This window comes from Roseivirga ehrenbergii (assembly GCF_001593005.1).
Classification (GTDB): Bacteria; Bacteroidota; Bacteroidia; order Cytophagales; family Cyclobacteriaceae; genus Roseivirga; species Roseivirga ehrenbergii.
Genome location: NZ_LQZQ01000009.1, coordinates 89708 through 104172 on the forward strand (window position 1 = coordinate 89708; position 14465 = coordinate 104172).

General features: G+C 40.1%; 16 protein-coding genes. 9 read left to right on the plus strand and 7 right to left on the minus strand.

Annotated elements, in window-relative coordinates:
* Window positions 1-15 precede the first annotated feature (15 nt).
* The 3 genes from MB14_RS07805 to MB14_RS07815 are packed head-to-tail and all read left to right on the plus strand — an operon-like array spanning window position 16 to window position 2075.
* Window positions 16-354, plus strand: coding sequence for an MGMT family protein (locus MB14_RS07805; RefSeq protein ID WP_062591023.1), 339 nt, complete (start codon window positions 16-18; stop codon window positions 352-354).
* A 47-nt stretch (window positions 355-401) separates the two neighbouring features.
* Complete coding sequence (locus MB14_RS07810) at window positions 402-1316, plus strand: mechanosensitive ion channel family protein (RefSeq protein ID WP_062591024.1); 915 nt, start codon at window positions 402-404, stop codon at window positions 1314-1316.
* A gap of 15 nt (window positions 1317-1331) precedes the next feature.
* On the plus strand, window positions 1332-2075 hold the full coding sequence (locus MB14_RS07815; RefSeq protein WP_062591025.1) for a TerC family protein: 744 nt from the start codon (window positions 1332-1334) through the stop codon (window positions 2073-2075).
* A 123-nt stretch (window positions 2076-2198) separates the two neighbouring features.
* On the opposite strand, the gene MB14_RS07820 is transcribed toward MB14_RS07815, so the two are convergent.
* Window positions 2199-3638 carry a sodium:solute symporter gene (locus MB14_RS07820; protein WP_062591026.1) on the minus strand — a complete coding sequence of 480 codons (1440 nt, stop codon included), beginning with the start codon at window positions 3636-3638 and terminating at the stop codon, window positions 2199-2201.
* Between the two features lie 135 nt (window positions 3639-3773).
* On the opposite strand from MB14_RS07820, the gene MB14_RS07825 reads away from it, so the two are divergent.
* Window positions 3774-4055 (plus strand): ATP-dependent Clp protease adaptor ClpS, encoded by a 282-nt coding sequence (locus MB14_RS07825; RefSeq protein ID WP_062591027.1) that lies wholly within the window; start codon window positions 3774-3776, stop codon window positions 4053-4055.
* Between the two features lie 27 nt (window positions 4056-4082).
* On the plus strand, window positions 4083-4688 hold the full coding sequence (recR, locus tag MB14_RS07830; RefSeq protein ID WP_062591028.1) for a recombination mediator RecR: 606 nt from the start codon (window positions 4083-4085) through the stop codon (window positions 4686-4688).
* Between the two features lie 82 nt (window positions 4689-4770).
* Here the strand turns inward: recR and MB14_RS07835 are convergent, their stop codons facing one another.
* Window positions 4771-5232, minus strand: coding sequence for a hypothetical protein (locus tag MB14_RS07835; protein ID WP_132644028.1), 462 nt, complete (start codon window positions 5230-5232; stop codon window positions 4771-4773).
* Window positions 5233-5473: 241 nt separating this feature from the next.
* On the opposite strand from MB14_RS07835, the gene MB14_RS07840 reads away from it, so the two are divergent.
* Together MB14_RS07840 and MB14_RS07845 are read left to right on the plus strand one after the other, a co-directional pair.
* Window positions 5474-6673, plus strand: a complete 1200-nt coding sequence (locus MB14_RS07840) for a pyridoxal phosphate-dependent aminotransferase (RefSeq protein WP_062591030.1) — start codon at window positions 5474-5476, stop codon at window positions 6671-6673.
* A complete protein-coding gene (locus MB14_RS07845) occupies window positions 6673-7668 on the plus strand; it encodes a bifunctional heptose 7-phosphate kinase/heptose 1-phosphate adenyltransferase (protein WP_062591031.1) in 996 nt (331 codons plus the stop codon). Before MB14_RS07840 ends, MB14_RS07845 begins: the two co-directional genes overlap by 1 nt.
* A 60-nt stretch (window positions 7669-7728) precedes the next feature.
* Here the strand turns inward: MB14_RS07845 and MB14_RS07850 are convergent, their stop codons facing one another.
* From MB14_RS07850 to MB14_RS07870, 5 genes are all read right to left on the minus strand, one after another.
* Entirely contained in the window at window positions 7729-8463 is a 735-nt protein-coding gene (locus MB14_RS07850; protein WP_062591032.1) for a hypothetical protein, read from the minus strand.
* 8 nt (window positions 8464-8471) lie between these two features.
* Window positions 8472-9788: an amidohydrolase gene (locus tag MB14_RS07855; protein WP_062591033.1), complete on the minus strand. Its 1317-nt coding sequence runs from the start codon at window positions 9786-9788 to the stop codon at window positions 8472-8474.
* A gap of 181 nt (window positions 9789-9969) precedes the next feature.
* Window positions 9970-10710, minus strand: a complete 741-nt coding sequence (locus tag MB14_RS07860) for a hypothetical protein (RefSeq protein WP_062591034.1) — start codon at window positions 10708-10710, stop codon at window positions 9970-9972.
* A 15-nt stretch (window positions 10711-10725) separates the two neighbouring features.
* Complete coding sequence (gene hemE, locus MB14_RS07865) at window positions 10726-11769, minus strand: uroporphyrinogen decarboxylase (RefSeq protein WP_062591035.1); 1044 nt, start codon at window positions 11767-11769, stop codon at window positions 10726-10728.
* 25 nt (window positions 11770-11794) lie between these two features.
* A complete protein-coding gene (locus MB14_RS07870; RefSeq protein ID WP_062591036.1) occupies window positions 11795-12538 on the minus strand; it encodes a DUF3108 domain-containing protein in 744 nt (247 codons plus the stop codon).
* Window positions 12539-12710: 172 nt separating this feature from the next.
* Here MB14_RS07870 and MB14_RS07875 point away from each other — a divergent pair, with 172 nt between their 5' ends.
* Together MB14_RS07875 and MB14_RS07880 are read left to right on the plus strand one after the other, a co-directional pair.
* Window positions 12711-13757, plus strand: coding sequence for a sensor histidine kinase (locus tag MB14_RS07875; RefSeq protein ID WP_165899468.1), 1047 nt, complete (start codon window positions 12711-12713; stop codon window positions 13755-13757).
* A complete protein-coding gene (locus MB14_RS07880) occupies window positions 13754-14464 on the plus strand; it encodes a LytR/AlgR family response regulator transcription factor (protein ID WP_062591038.1) in 711 nt (236 codons plus the stop codon). Before MB14_RS07875 ends, MB14_RS07880 begins: the two co-directional genes overlap by 4 nt.
* Window position 14465: the final 1 nt, after the last annotated feature.

Here is a 14465-nt window from a genome sequence, read left to right on the forward strand (position 1 = left end):
GCTCAACTTAGCTTTATGGCAAAAGATCACAGCAACTTTTTTAATAATGTTTACGAAGTAGTTAAACTCATTCCTGCTGGGCGAGTTACTTCATATGGAGCCATTGCTCAATACTTAGGCACAAAGGGTGGAGCCCGAATGGTAGGCTGGGCCATGAATGCAGCACATGGACTTTCAGATGTTCCCGCACATAGGGTTGTAAATCGGGCTGGAGTTTTAACCGGTCGTCATCATTTTCAGACACCTACCCTGATGCAAGAACGTTTAGAAGCCGAAGGAGTAAAAGTGAGCGAAGATAAAATTGTGGGCTTTAAGGAAGTGTACTGGGAGCCAATTAAAGAGTTAGAACTTTAAACTTTTTTGGTTCGAAATTCCTTTAATTTTGCAGCGGAATTATAAGCATGATTAAGACGAGAGTAAAAGCAAATAAGCCTATTGATCAGGCAAAAAAGGAAGGAAGAAGACGACTGTTTTTCTTCCTTAAACTGGTTATATTGGTTGTTTTGGTTTGGTTGTTTTGGGGGAAACTAGACCCTAAAGAAGGCGATATTTGGAATAGGATTGTACGTGGAGTGATCTCATATATTTCTGGTGTGCTTATTGTCTCGCTTGGACGTATTTTGATGGTATATTTCTACCTCAAGCGAAAGAAGAAGGGTACTGACTTTAAGGATAACTTCATTTTAGGGATCAACGGAATCTCAGCTATTCTCCATGTTATCATTTTACTGATTGCCTTGCTCGCCTTCTTTGGCTTGGATGCCAAAGAGTTCTTTACTTCCATAAGTATTGTAGCTGCTGCTATTGCCATTATTTCTAAGGATTATATCGCAAATACGATTAATGGATTTATACTGATGTTCTCCAATCAGCTTTCGTTGAACGACTATATTGTTATTGAAGAACACAGTGGCAGAATAACGGACATTACTTTGCTGAACGTGGTGCTGTTAAGCGATGAAGATGAGATTATTTATGTGCCTAACACTTTGCTTGTTACCCATAATGTGGTGAATACCAGTAAAAAGAATTTCAAAAAACTAAGCTTCGATTTTGAAATGGACAGGCAAACCTTGGGCAACCCAGACGATCTTGAAGACTACATCATAAAAGCTCTTAAGTCTGAGTTTCCTAGTATCAATCTTGAAAAATTCAGTTTGAGGGTCTTCCATATTCTGAAGGATACGGTGAATCTGAAACTTTATATTACGCTCGACAAAAAGAGCAAGGAAATGGAAAGGGCGGTTTGGAGGTTCACCAATAAAACCATTCTGAATTATGCCAAAGAAAACTATGTTCCTCTTCCACAACAGTAAATATGTAAATTAGAAATGGAAGCATTACTTACTTCAGAAGGTCTTGTTGCACTTTTAACCCTTACTTTTTTAGAGGTTATTCTCGGGGTCGATAACATCATTTTCATTTCAATTGTATCGAACCGATTGCCAGAAGCTGACCGTAAGAAAACCCGAAATTTGGGTTTGGGATTGGCTTTGATCATGCGTATTGGTTTGCTTTTAGGAATCAGCTGGATCATCGGTTTTACCGAACCCTTGTTTACGGTGCTCGAACATGATGTAAGTATTAAAGACTTGATTTTAATTTTGGGAGGTTTATTCCTAATCGGAAAAAGCACGACCGAAATTCACCATACTTTAGAAGGGGATGAACATCATGTAAAAAACAGTAAAAGCGTTACTGTGAGTAAAGTGATTCTTCAAATAGTAGCCTTAGATATCGTTTTCTCTTTTGATTCTATTTTAACCGCTGTGGGCCTTACCGAGCATGTATTGATCATGATAATTGCAGTTACTTTAGCCATGATTGTGATGATTTCTTCCGCAGGAAAAATCAGTGCTTTTATCAATAAACATCCATCGCTGCAAATGCTGGCCATGTCATTTTTGATTTTGATTGGCTTTATGCTAGTGCTCGAAGGTATTGGCGAACACATTGAAAAAGGCTACATCTATTTTGCCGTATTCTTTTCATTATCCGTTGAAGCCCTCAACATGAGAAAACGAAGCAAAGACCGTGTAGTGAAACTCAGAAAAAGGATTGTTGAGGAAGAGTAATCCTTAAAGGAGGAGTTAACTAGAAATGAGATGACACTTGCTTCATCTCATTTCTATTTTTATGTTCTATTTCTAGGAACCGAAAGCCTGTCACTCATTTTCTAGGAACCGAAAGCCTGTCACTCATTTCTTTGTTGAAATCAGCAACATTCCCAAGAACGTAAGCCCTGCATTAAAAATCAGGATAAAGAAGCCAAACTGAAAGCCGTTGAACCAGGCAGCTGAATTCATATCTACTAGGTAAGATATGGCTGGAGAAAGCAAACAAACAGGCAACACCAGATTGTCCCTCACTTTCAACTTGGTCATTAAACCAAAACTGAAAAGGCCTAATAACGGGCCATAAGTATAGCCAGCCACTTTAAAAATCGCACTAATTACACTACTGTCATTAATAGCGTTGAAGATAATGATGACGATGAAGAGCAACACAGAAAAGCCCAAGTGCACCTTAAGCCTGGTTGGTTTCTTTACCGACTCTTCTTTCTTTTCAAAATTTAAGAAGTCGACACAGAATGCAGTTGTAAGCGAGGTAAGGGCAGAGTCGGCACTGGAGTAGGCCGCAGCCACAATGCCCAATAAGAATACAACTCCGCCAAAAGTACCGAGGTGATTCAGGGCGATTAAAGGATAGAAATTATCCGTTCTTGTTGGAATTTCAATTCCATTTTGACCTGCATACAAATAGAGCAGCGCTCCCATGCTCAAGAAAAGGATATTGGCAATCACCAAAGCTATAGTGAACCAGAAAATATTTTTCTGAGCGTCCTTTAAGGTTCTGCAGGTCAGGTTTTTCTGCATCATGTCTTGGTCTAAACCCGTCATCACGATGGCAATGAAGACCCCAGAAATAAACTGTTTGAAGAAATCCTTTTTGTCGTTCCAATCGAAGAAGAAAGTTTTGGAATACTCACTGTCGCTAATTTGAGTAATGGCATCTCCCAGGCCAATACCCATTTCTTTGGTGATAATGTAAATGGTAATCACCACCGCTGAGAGCATAAAAAAGGTTTGTAGCGTATCCGTCCATACAATGGTTTTTATTCCGCCTCTAAAAGTGTACACCCAAATAAGGGCGATAGTAACGAGTACCGAAACCCAAAAAGGAACGCCATAACTATCGAAAAGCGCAATTTGAAGTACACTGGCCACCAAGAATAGACGAAAGGAAGCCCCAACCGTTCTAGAAAGCATAAAGAAAAACGACCCCGTTTTGTACGACCAAAAGCCAAAGCGCTGTTCTAAATAGGTATATATAGAAACCAAATTCAGACGGTAATAAAGGGGCATCAATACCGTAGCGATAATGAGGTAACCAACGATATACCCCAAAACAACCTGAAAATAAGAGAAGAAGCTATTCCCTACTTCACCGGGAACAGAAATAAAGGTAACCCCCGATAAGGAAGCCCCAATCATTCCGAAAGCTACCAAATACCAAGGCGACTGTTTGTTAGCCGTAAAAAAGGTAGCCGAATCAGCCCCTTTCGAGGTAAATCGAGAAATGAGAATCAGCAGTAGAAAATAACCGCCTATAATTGAAATGACTAAAGTGGGGTTCATACCAAAGAACTAGTAAATTAAAGTTTGAATATCCGTGAAAAAACTGTGGACACCAAAAAGCAGAACGAACCAATTAGGCAAACAGACAGTTTAGGCAACAAGTGTTTTTTTGTACATTTGTAAAAAATTAATAACATGAATTTCAGCTATCAAGAAGAAGAGTTAGTCGAGGTACTCGAGAAAACTACAGATGAGGAATTATGTGATTTGGTAGTTTTCAATGATGACTTTAATACGTTTGAGCATGTCATCAATATTTTAATCAAGGTTTGCAAGCACACTGCAGAGCAAGCAGAACAATGTACAATGTTGATTCATTATAAGGGAAAATGCACAGTAAAAAACGGTTCTTTTACAGAGTTAAAACCGATGTGTGAAAGCATTCTTTCTGCCGGAATTACGGCCACTGTGTTATAATTAGAAAGATTTTCATCATAGCTCAATTTGAACTTCCCTCCCAAAATTGTCGACAATGCCATTGAGGAAATCTCTAAACTTCCGGGCATAGGAAAAAAGACCGCCTTAAGGCTGGTGCTTCATTTACTAAAGCAAGACCCTATCAGTACGGCTCATCTAACCACTGCGCTCAACGAGTTGCGCGATGGGATAAAGTACTGTGGTACTTGCCATATTATTTCCGACACCACAGATTGTACCTGCCGCACCATCAAGCGTGATTTGTCTACCGTTTGCGTAGTAACCGATACCCCTGATGTAATGGCCATTGAAAACACGGCTCAATACAGAGGGCTTTATCATGTATTGGGAGGAGTCATTTCTCCGATTGAAGGGATTGGCCCAAGTGATATTCACATCGACTCTTTGGTAGAGCGAATTCAAAATAGCGAACCGAAAATAGAAGAAGTGATTTTAGCCCTAAGCCCTACCATGGAAGGCGATACCACTGCTTTCTACATTACCAAAAGATTGAAAGAATTTGGGGTGAAGATTACTTCAATTGCACGTGGAATTCCGATGGGTGGAGAGCTAGAATATACCGATGAAATTACTTTGGGTCGAAGCATTATGACTCGTTCGGAATACAAATAAAACTGCTTCAACAGTACAGACATAAAACACGAAGGGCGATCATTTCGATCGCCCTTCGTCATCTATAGCTACGGCTAAAAGCCTAATTGATTTCACTTAACATACCCGATGCATAAAAGCGCTGGGTATTCAAGGCTGATAATAGAATGCTTAAGTTGTTCGAAGCTTCATTCAAATCACTGATTCTTATGTTTGAATGTGGGGTTGAAGCCACTTCCTCAAGCTCTGTAAGAACTTTACTTACTTTAGATTTCAATACATCAATCATTTCTAGATCGTTGTATTTCCAAAAACGAATTTGAGCATATACTAAAGCTGGCGCCCAGTTAGTACCATATAAAAGATGTAGGTCTTTGGTGGAGGCACCAATGCTTTTGAAAAGCAAGGCCCTAGTGTTTGACAAATTATTTTCGTGAATGGCGAAGTAATCCTTAGAATCTTCTGATGCTGAAAGTTTGTTCATGAAGTGGGCAATCTTAGCTGCGTCAGCAATTTTCTTAATTACTCTTTTCAATTTTTCCGGGCTAGTTTCTAAAGTTTTCATAACCATGTCGTTTGACTAGTCTATATGTGATAATCGTGCCAAACCGAAGAATCATTCGAAATTTTAATGTAGGGCTTGTTTTTATGTTGGAGTATAGAAACAAGGTGGGGTAATATTTTCTACAATCGAGAAATATTCGGTCGTTTTGATTCAACAATCTGTGGAATTGCAGAACATTCCAACTGGTTTTTGGTACAACAATCTATAAATAGCTACTTTTGCCCCACATTGAATTAATCGCATGTCTACAATGGTATCTGATAGAGTAAAGAACATGGCCGAATCGGCCACATTAGCCATGGCCGCTAAAGCCCGTGAGCTAAAAGAAAAAGGCATTAACGTGATCAGTTTAAGTTTGGGGGAACCCGACTTTAAAACTCCAAAACATATTCAAGAGGGCGCTAAGGCCGCAATTGATGAAGGTAAATACTTTGCTTACCCTCCTGTAAATGGTTATTTAGACCTAAGACAAGCCATTTCGGCTAAATTTAAAAACGAGAATAACTTAGATTATTCTACAGATCAGATTGTGGTTTCCAACGGAGCCAAGCAGTCTATTGCCAACGTATTTTTGGCCTTATTGAATGAAGGTGATGAAGTAGTAGTTTTTTCTCCATTCTGGGTGAGTTATTCTTCACTTATTGAATTAGCTGGTGGTGTACCCGTGTATGTCAAAGGAGGAATTGAGTCAGATTTTAAAGTAACTCCAGAGCAATTGGCGCAAGCGATTACGCCAAAAACCAAGGCCATCATCTATTCTTCGCCATGTAACCCAACAGGTTCTGTATTCACACTAGAGGAATTAACAGCGATTTCTGAAGTAATTAAAAAACACAAAGACATTGTGGTTATTGCAGACGAAATCTACGAACACATCAATTATACAGGTGCACACGCGAGTATTGGCGCGATTGAAGGAATGATTGACAGAACCGTAACCATTAACGGTATGGCCAAAGGTTTTGCCATGACAGGCTGGAGAGTTGGATACCTAGGCGCACCACTTTGGTTGGCCAAGGCATGCAATAAAATTCAAGGACAAATTACTTCTGCCAACTGTAGCATTGCTCAAAGAGCAGCGTTAACTGCACTTACTACCGACCTTGCTCCAACGGTAGAAATGTCGAAGGAATATTTAAGAAGAAGAGATATAGTAAAAGCATTATTGGACGAAGTGCCAGGCTTTAAAACCAATTTGCCTACGGGTGCTTTCTACTTCTTTCCAGATGTAACAGCGCTTTTCGGTAAGACTGATGGAAATGTAACCATTAACAATGCAGATGACCTAAGCCTATACCTTTTAGATCAGGCGCAGGTGTCTGTGGTAACTGGTGATGCTTTTGGCGATGCCAACTGCATTCGTTTGTCATATGCTGCTTCTGAAGAAGATTTACGCGAAGCCATTACCAGAATTAAAATAGCGGTTTCTAAACTTTATTAATGGAATTCTCAAACGTTAACGAACTTTTCGAAGAGTTCTCCAAACTTAGAGTATTGGTGATTGGCGATGTAATGGTAGACTCTTATGTGTTTGGTAAAGTGTCTAGAATTTCGCCAGAGGCGCCTGTGCCTGTGGTGCTTACAGAAAGAAAAGAGAAACGTTTGGGAGGTGCTGCAAATGTAGCTTTGAATATTCAAGCCTTGGGTGCTACTCCAGTGCCATGCGCCATTGTGGGGAACGATTTAGACGGTGGGTTTTTCTTGAACAGGTTGGAAGAAAAAGGAATTCCAAGCAATGGCGTATTGACAAGCTCTGAAAGAGATACCACTGTGAAGGAGCGTATTTTGGCCGGAGCGCACCAAATGTTGAGGGTAGATACTGAAACCGATAAGGAGCTTAGTGCTACGGAACAAACGCAGCTATTGGCCAATATCAAACGCTTATTGCCCAATTGCGATGTAGTGGTTTTTGAGGATTATGACAAGGGCGTGATTAATGCCACCATCATTGAAGAAACTGTTAAGGAAGCGTCCCGATTGGGGATAGCAACGGTGGTAGATCCGAAGAAGCGCAATTTTATGGATTATAAAGGGGTGACCCTTTTTAAGCCTAATTTGAAAGAATTGAGAGAAGGCTTGAACATTCAAGTGGATCCTAAGAACATAGATTCAGTGCGCGATGGAGTGACTTTGCTTCAGAATAAACTGAATGCCAAAATGGTGATGGTGACCCTTTCTGAATATGGAGTTTTCATTAAAGACAATGGCGAAACACACCTGATCCCTGCCCATATCCGTCATATTTCTGATGTTTCTGGCGCTGGAGATACGGTAATCAGTGTGATGGCTTGTGCTTTGGCAGTGGGCATGTCGGCTCAAAAAGCTGCGGCCTTGGCCAATTTAGCGGGCGGCTTGGTCTGCGAACATGTAGGCGTAGTGCCCATCAATAAAGCAGACTTGATGGAAGAAGCCGAAGACAATAAGATTCTGAATTAAATGTTCTTCATCAATCCAAAAGATATCCTACTCGGGTTAAGGGATAAATTGATTGATTCCCTAATGTTTATATCCAGTTAAACTCGAAAGAATAGATAGACAAAACTGTTTTAAAGTTTCAAGTTGGTCATTTCCGTTAAAACCAAAGGTTTTGTAAATTTTGTCTTCGTGAATAGAGTGAGATGCTAAATTTCTGGCTTTATTTATTTTTCTCATCATATCTTTCCAACCCTTTGGGAGATCCTGCATAGCATCTAGCCATGTCTCGTTTACAAATCTATATTTCTCTGGGTTTTCAATATCGTCTATTGTTGAGTTTGGAAGCTCCTCTTGGGTGTAGTATTCCTTTTCATATTCAAGGTACCTCCTAAAAAACGCCTTATCCTTTAACATTGAGGTAAGCATACTACCTGGAATCTGAATGCTTTTTGAAGAATAGTTGGGCTTCTTGTTTTTTTCACTCTGAATGATTTTGTCCAGAAGCTCTAGTTTGTCAATGAACCCAAAAGGAAGAATATGGATTTCCGAGTAAATTAGTACCTCCAATCCAATTCCTTTTAAAATAGTTCTTTTTAGCAATTCATCAAGAACAAGCCAAGTTTCAAGTATAATAATTCTTGGTCGATCGGTAGTTCGAATAAGGTCAAAGGTGTCTTCAAGATAGATTCCTTGAGAAATAAGCTCTACCAAACTACTATAACTGCTTAAGTTGATGTTGTCTTTGTAGTTTTCTATTATCCTTTTTGAGTCTATTTCTGAAGTCGAGAAAACCTCATCTATAGTTAATTTTTTCATGAGACTTTCTAGTTGCGGTTTTCAGGATAATCCACCACCATTCTACTTAATAAATTAATGCCTGTTAGCATTCCAGCATCATCCACATAAAAATCTGGCGTGTGGTGAGGTGCTTGTTTTTCAGCATCCACTCCTTTTGGAGCGCCTCCAATAAAGAAATACAGCCCCGGAATTTTTTCCTGAAAGAATGAAAAGTCTTCCGCACCCGTAATGGCATTCATGTTGGGTGTCACGTTTTCGGCACCCATTACATCTACAAATGTACCCGCCATTTTTGCGGTGAGTTGTGGATCGTTGTAGGTGATAGGATAACCTTTATCAATGTACAAGGTGGCTTCCGCCTCATTACTTTCGGCTGTACTCTTTACAATGGTGCGAAGGCGCTCAAAAAGTCTTTCTCTCATATCTGCATCCAAAGTACGAATGGTACCCACCAAGGTGGCTTCTTCCGGGATGATATTGCTTCTTACCCCAGCTTCAATTTTACCAAATGAAACTACGGCTGCTTGAGTCGTTAATGGCATACTTCTGCTCACTATGGTTTGAACATTATTAATGATCTGCGCTGCGGTTACAATCGGGTCGATGCCCGTCCATGGTGTAGAACCATGCGTCTGCTTTCCTTTGATTTTAATTTCGAAGCTATTTACGGCAGCCATAATTCCTTCCGGACGATATTTCACTTGCCCTACTTCAGTTTGGGCATTAATGTGTAAACCAAAAATGGCATCCATTCCTTCTAATACCCCTTCTTTCACCATTAAGTCGGCACCGCCTTCTTCACCAGCAGGAGCACCTTCTTCCGCTGGTTGAAAAATGAATTTTATGGTACCTTTTAACTCGGCTTTCACTTGAGAAAGCACTTCGGCCACGCCCATTAAAATAGCTACATGCGTATCGTGACCACAGGCATGCATTACAGGTACTTCAGCGCCTTGAAACTCGCCAATAACTTTAGATGCCCATGGCAAATCAACTCTTTCTTTTACTGGGAGGCCATCCATATCGGCCCTTAAGCCCATTACTGGTCCGGGTTTTCCTCCTTTAAGAATCCCCACTACACCCGTTTTGGCTACGCCTTCTTGTACTTCAATACCCAAGCTCTTTAAATGAGCAGCGATGTAGGCAGCAGTTTTAAACTCACGATTGGAAAGCTCTGGATTTTGGTGAATATGATGTCGCCATTCAATCACCTTAGGCTCAATTTTTTTGGAGAGTTCAATGATTCTTTCTTTTAAAGAAGGTGCAGGGTCGGTTTTAAAAGTAAAAGCCGACAGGGCTAAAAGCATAAATGCGAACATAGAGAGTTGGTAGGGTCTTTTCATAGCTCAAGATTTACCAACCAATTAACACAATGCAAGCGATATTTGAAAGTGGGTGATGAACCCTTAGTTTTTCAAAAGAGCTTCCTAAGATTTAAGAAAGAAGAATGTTTAAATTTTAAGGATAGCTGTGAGGTTAGTTATGCATTATTTTTACTCTCTTTAACCGAACTTCTTAAGAAGCTTAATTGCTAATAACTCTCCAATTGTCAATCAATAACTCTATGTTTCCCTCAGAGTCAATTGTAGCTGCCTTCCATTCCGTAGAGCCAAGATCATCAAGAAAAAAACTTACAAAGCGATAGTTGTCATCCATTTTCACAAGTTGAACTGTGCTGCACTTTTCAATCTGATAAATTTTTTCATCTATGAGCTTTAGATAAAGACTTACTTCACCTTCAGAACAACCTATAATTTGGTCTTTTTTTATTTGCCCGATCTCAGGTAAGTCTCCAAAAAGGCGCGTTGGGGTCTCATACTTGTATAAAGTCGCGAGTTCCTTTCCGGTAAGTTCTTTAACCTCGTGAATTTCTTTGAATGGCGTAATTAACTCTTTCAACTTATCAAATGAAGAAGAGTCAATAATACCAGCCCCTTGAGATGATATATATTTAGGTGGCAAATATTCATTTTTCAAAGAATCCTCCTCTTCTATAATCCAATCAAATACAGGTAAGATAAGATGGACATCACCGATTCTCCTCAGGGCAATCCAATTACCAGACTCACAATGTGAAAATCCACAATGATCGCAAATAATGGATTGAAAAACATGCTCTCCATCTCCGTGATCTTGAATTGATTCTGCTTGATTAAATAGAAGTTCATTGTTGGCATATATAGATGTGCCTACATGAACATCTTGTCCAGATGATTCGAAGTTAAGAGTCCTTTTCTCCGTGGATATGCTTTTTACTTCCCACACTGAGTCATGGTTAAATTAAGAGTTACGAAGTGTTGTACTATATTCCTTCACTGTATTCACAAACACCTTCACCTTCTCAGGATCGATATCTGGGTAAACACCATGCCCTAAATTGGCAATATGACGGTCTGGTCCAAAGGCATCGAGCATCTTTTTGGTGGCTGCTTCCACTTCGGCATTAGAACCGTAAAGTGCACAAGGGTCGAGATTACCTTGCAAAGTTTTATTTGGCCCAACTAGCTCACGACTTTCTTTAATGTCCATATTCCAATCCAGCCCAATGGTTTCACAATCTAAAGTAGCCATAGATTTTCTAGCGAAATAAGCTCCTTTGGCAAAAGCGGTTACTGGAACATCGGTAATGGCCGAACAAATCTGACGGATGTATTTCATCGAGAATTGTTCGTATTGATCTGCGGATAAAATACCTGCCCAAGAATCGAATACTTGAACAATATTGGCGCCTGCTTCAATTTGAGCTTTCAAGTAAGTAATGGTGCTGTCGGTAATCATCTGCATTAGTTTTTCGGCCAAAGCAGGTTGAGTGTACAGCATTTTTCGGGCATTGGAGAATGTCTTACTCCCGTGGCCTTCCACCATATAGCAGAAAATCGTCCAAGGCGCACCAGCAAAACCAATCAAAGGCACACGCCCAGCCAGTTCTCTTTTGGTTACTTTAATAGCATCGATTACATAACCCAAATCGGAAGAAGAGTCGGCAATTCTGATGTTTTTTAAGTCTGCCTCAGACTTTATAGTGTTCGGAAACCAAGGCCCTTTCTTTTCGATCATTTCGTAAGGCAAGCCCATAGCTTCTGGAATCACGAGGATGTCGGAGAAAATAATGGCGGCATCTACGCCTAAAATATCTACTGGCTGAATAGTCACCTCGGCTGCTAAGTCGGGGTTTTTCACCAACTCAATAAATCCGCTAAGGCTATTCCTAACCGCACGATATTCAGGTAAAATTCTGCCTGCTTGGCGCATTAACCATACCGGAGTTCTTTCAGTCTTTTCGCCTCTGGCAGCACGTAAAATCAGATCGTTCGTCAATTCCATGCCGCAAAGATAGGAATTGTTCGTTCTAAAATATCCGCTCTTTCCGAATTGTCAGTTGCTTATATTTCCCCTTCATTTTTATAAAGTTTTGATTCGTCTTAGTGTACCAAAACTTTGTGGGCTGTGTGCCGCCATAGTCCGTAAATAAAATCCAACAATCCAATTCTCTGCCATCGGGCAACATTAGCTTTTCATCACCAATAATTTTCAGACGATAGAAGTTTGGTGCCGTTCCTCTGGGATGATAGAAATTCATGACCGCCTCATAGCCCATTTTCATAGGGAGTAATGAATAGGTTTCTAAGTCAATTTCCCAGTTGTAAGTGGGCTCAGTCAACTCTAAGCTAAAGTCCTGTTTTGAATTGTCCTTTGCCGAATCTAACCCAACAATCTTCATTCCCTGAAAGCTAAAGGCCTCTTTGCCATTTTGCTTGGTATTTCTAATGTGCTGAACTGGCTTTAGCGTTTCAGGCTCGCAGAGGTAGTAAAAATCACCCGAAGTCTCTGGGCTTCCTGTGGTCCAGCTATGCCTAAAGGCCAAGTAATCGATGCCGTTAATGTTTACTTTTTCAGTGGACTTAGTTTTCAAGCTTACGGAGCGGACTACTCCGGCCACTTCAGTAAAAATAATATCCTTTGTTGTGCCCATTTCCAACTGATTTATCATCTTAAAATGATCACCTACGCGAATGGTATCAACGACTTGAGCATTTAATTGCCATGAGAAAATCATGGAGATAAGAATTAGAATTTGTGTTGTCTTTTTCATGGACGCTAAAGACCCATTTTTCTTTTTAAAAGGGCGAATGAATATATCCTCCGCATGCAAAAATCGACAATATGTACTTTTGGGATAGGTGAAGCTGAGATGTAGATTAAAACCTACCAATCATCGATTATTTGACCATGAGTTAATGTTGTCCTTCTCAAAGCCATCGAAAATGGATACTTTAGGGCGGATGACGCTCAACTTTTTAAGGAATCGGATTTTCTGGCTGAACTTCAGCTTTTGGCTGCTTTTCTTCAGCTATAAATTCTACGACTTCACGGTTTTTATGCCTGCAGAAGTGGCCTTTGTGCGGATCGCTTTGCCGATGTTCTTTCATATTATTCTGAGTTATACTCACTATTTTTTCATTTTACCCGATTTGCTCAGAAGTAAGAACATCAAGAAATACTTGCTCAAATTGGTATTGGCCATTACTGTGGTAATGTTCTTCCAAGTATTGGCTGAAAATACCGTACTGATCAAATATCCGCCTTCCGATTATTATGAAACTTTCGGCTGGGCAAGGTTTGTAAGTACACTTTGGGACGAAATGAGCTTTATGATTTTCACGGGAATGATCAAGTTTGCGGTAGATTGGTTCGAATTGGAGAACAAAAAGCGCGAACTGGAAAACCAGAAGTTAACCGCTGAACTCAATTATCTTAAAGCGCAAATCAACCCCCATTTCCTGTTCAATACGCTTCACAACCTAAGTTATTTGACGCAGATTAAAAGTGACCAGGCCACTGAAGTGATTGTAAAACTGTCTAACATAATGCGGTACATGATTTATGATTCCAACAAACCTAAAGTGGCGCTTTCTAAGGAAATCAACTATATCAAAGACTATTTGGCACTGGAAGGGATTAGGCTTAATAATCGTTTTGAACTGAGTTTTGACACCAGTCAGGTGGATGAGCAAATTGAAATTACACCTTTGATTTTTATCCCTTTTGTAGAAAACGCTTTCAAGCACGGCATCAGCGATCAACAAAGCGACAATTGGATTAAAGTGAAGCTTTCTTCTACTCCTAAACAACTGATTTTTGAGGTTGAGAATAGTGTGAGTTCTGCCCAGAAAGAAAAGGGTGCGCCTTCGGGTTTTGGTTTGAAGAATGTGGAAAGGCGATTGGTGTTGAGCTATCCTCATCAGCATCGCTTGGAAATTCGACCAGAAAAGGAAAAGTTCAGTATTTCACTTAGCTTAGACTTACCGTGAAGATTCGTTGCGTAATTATCGATGATGAGCCTTTCGCTCGCAAACTGTTGCTAGACTATTGTAGTAGAGTTCCACAGCTTTCTGTTTTGGGCGATTTCTCCAATGGGTTGGATGCGCTTTCCTTCCTCAATCATAATCAAGCAGACTTAATTTTCTTGGACATCAAAATGCCAGGCCTTACTGGAATTGATTTACTGAAAACACTTGGCAATCGCCCTAAAGTGATTTTTACCACCGCTTTTGCCGAGTATGCTATTGATGGTTTTGAATTGGATGCCATTGATTATTTACTCAAGCCTTTCGATTTCCCCCGTTTTTTAAAGGCGGTAAACAAGGCATTCACTTCTTTTCCAATTGAAAAACCTGCCATTTCCTTAAACAACTCACCCCAAGACGACTTCCTGTTTGTGAAGGATGGACGAGATTTGGTGAAAGTAAAACTGAGCGATATTCTCTATATCAAAGGTCAAAAGGACTATGTGATGTTTATCACCAAAAACCGAAAGATTATGAGTCTGATGAATATGAGAGATTTGGAGCAAGACCTTGTGGAAAAGGCTTTTGTAAGAATTCACCAATCCTATATTATCAATACCCAGCATATTGAGGTGGTGGCAAGCGATAAAGTAAGAATCAATAGTGAGTATCTCCCTGTGAGTCAAACCTATCGATTGACCTTTAGAGAGTTTCTGGAGAAGCACAAATGAG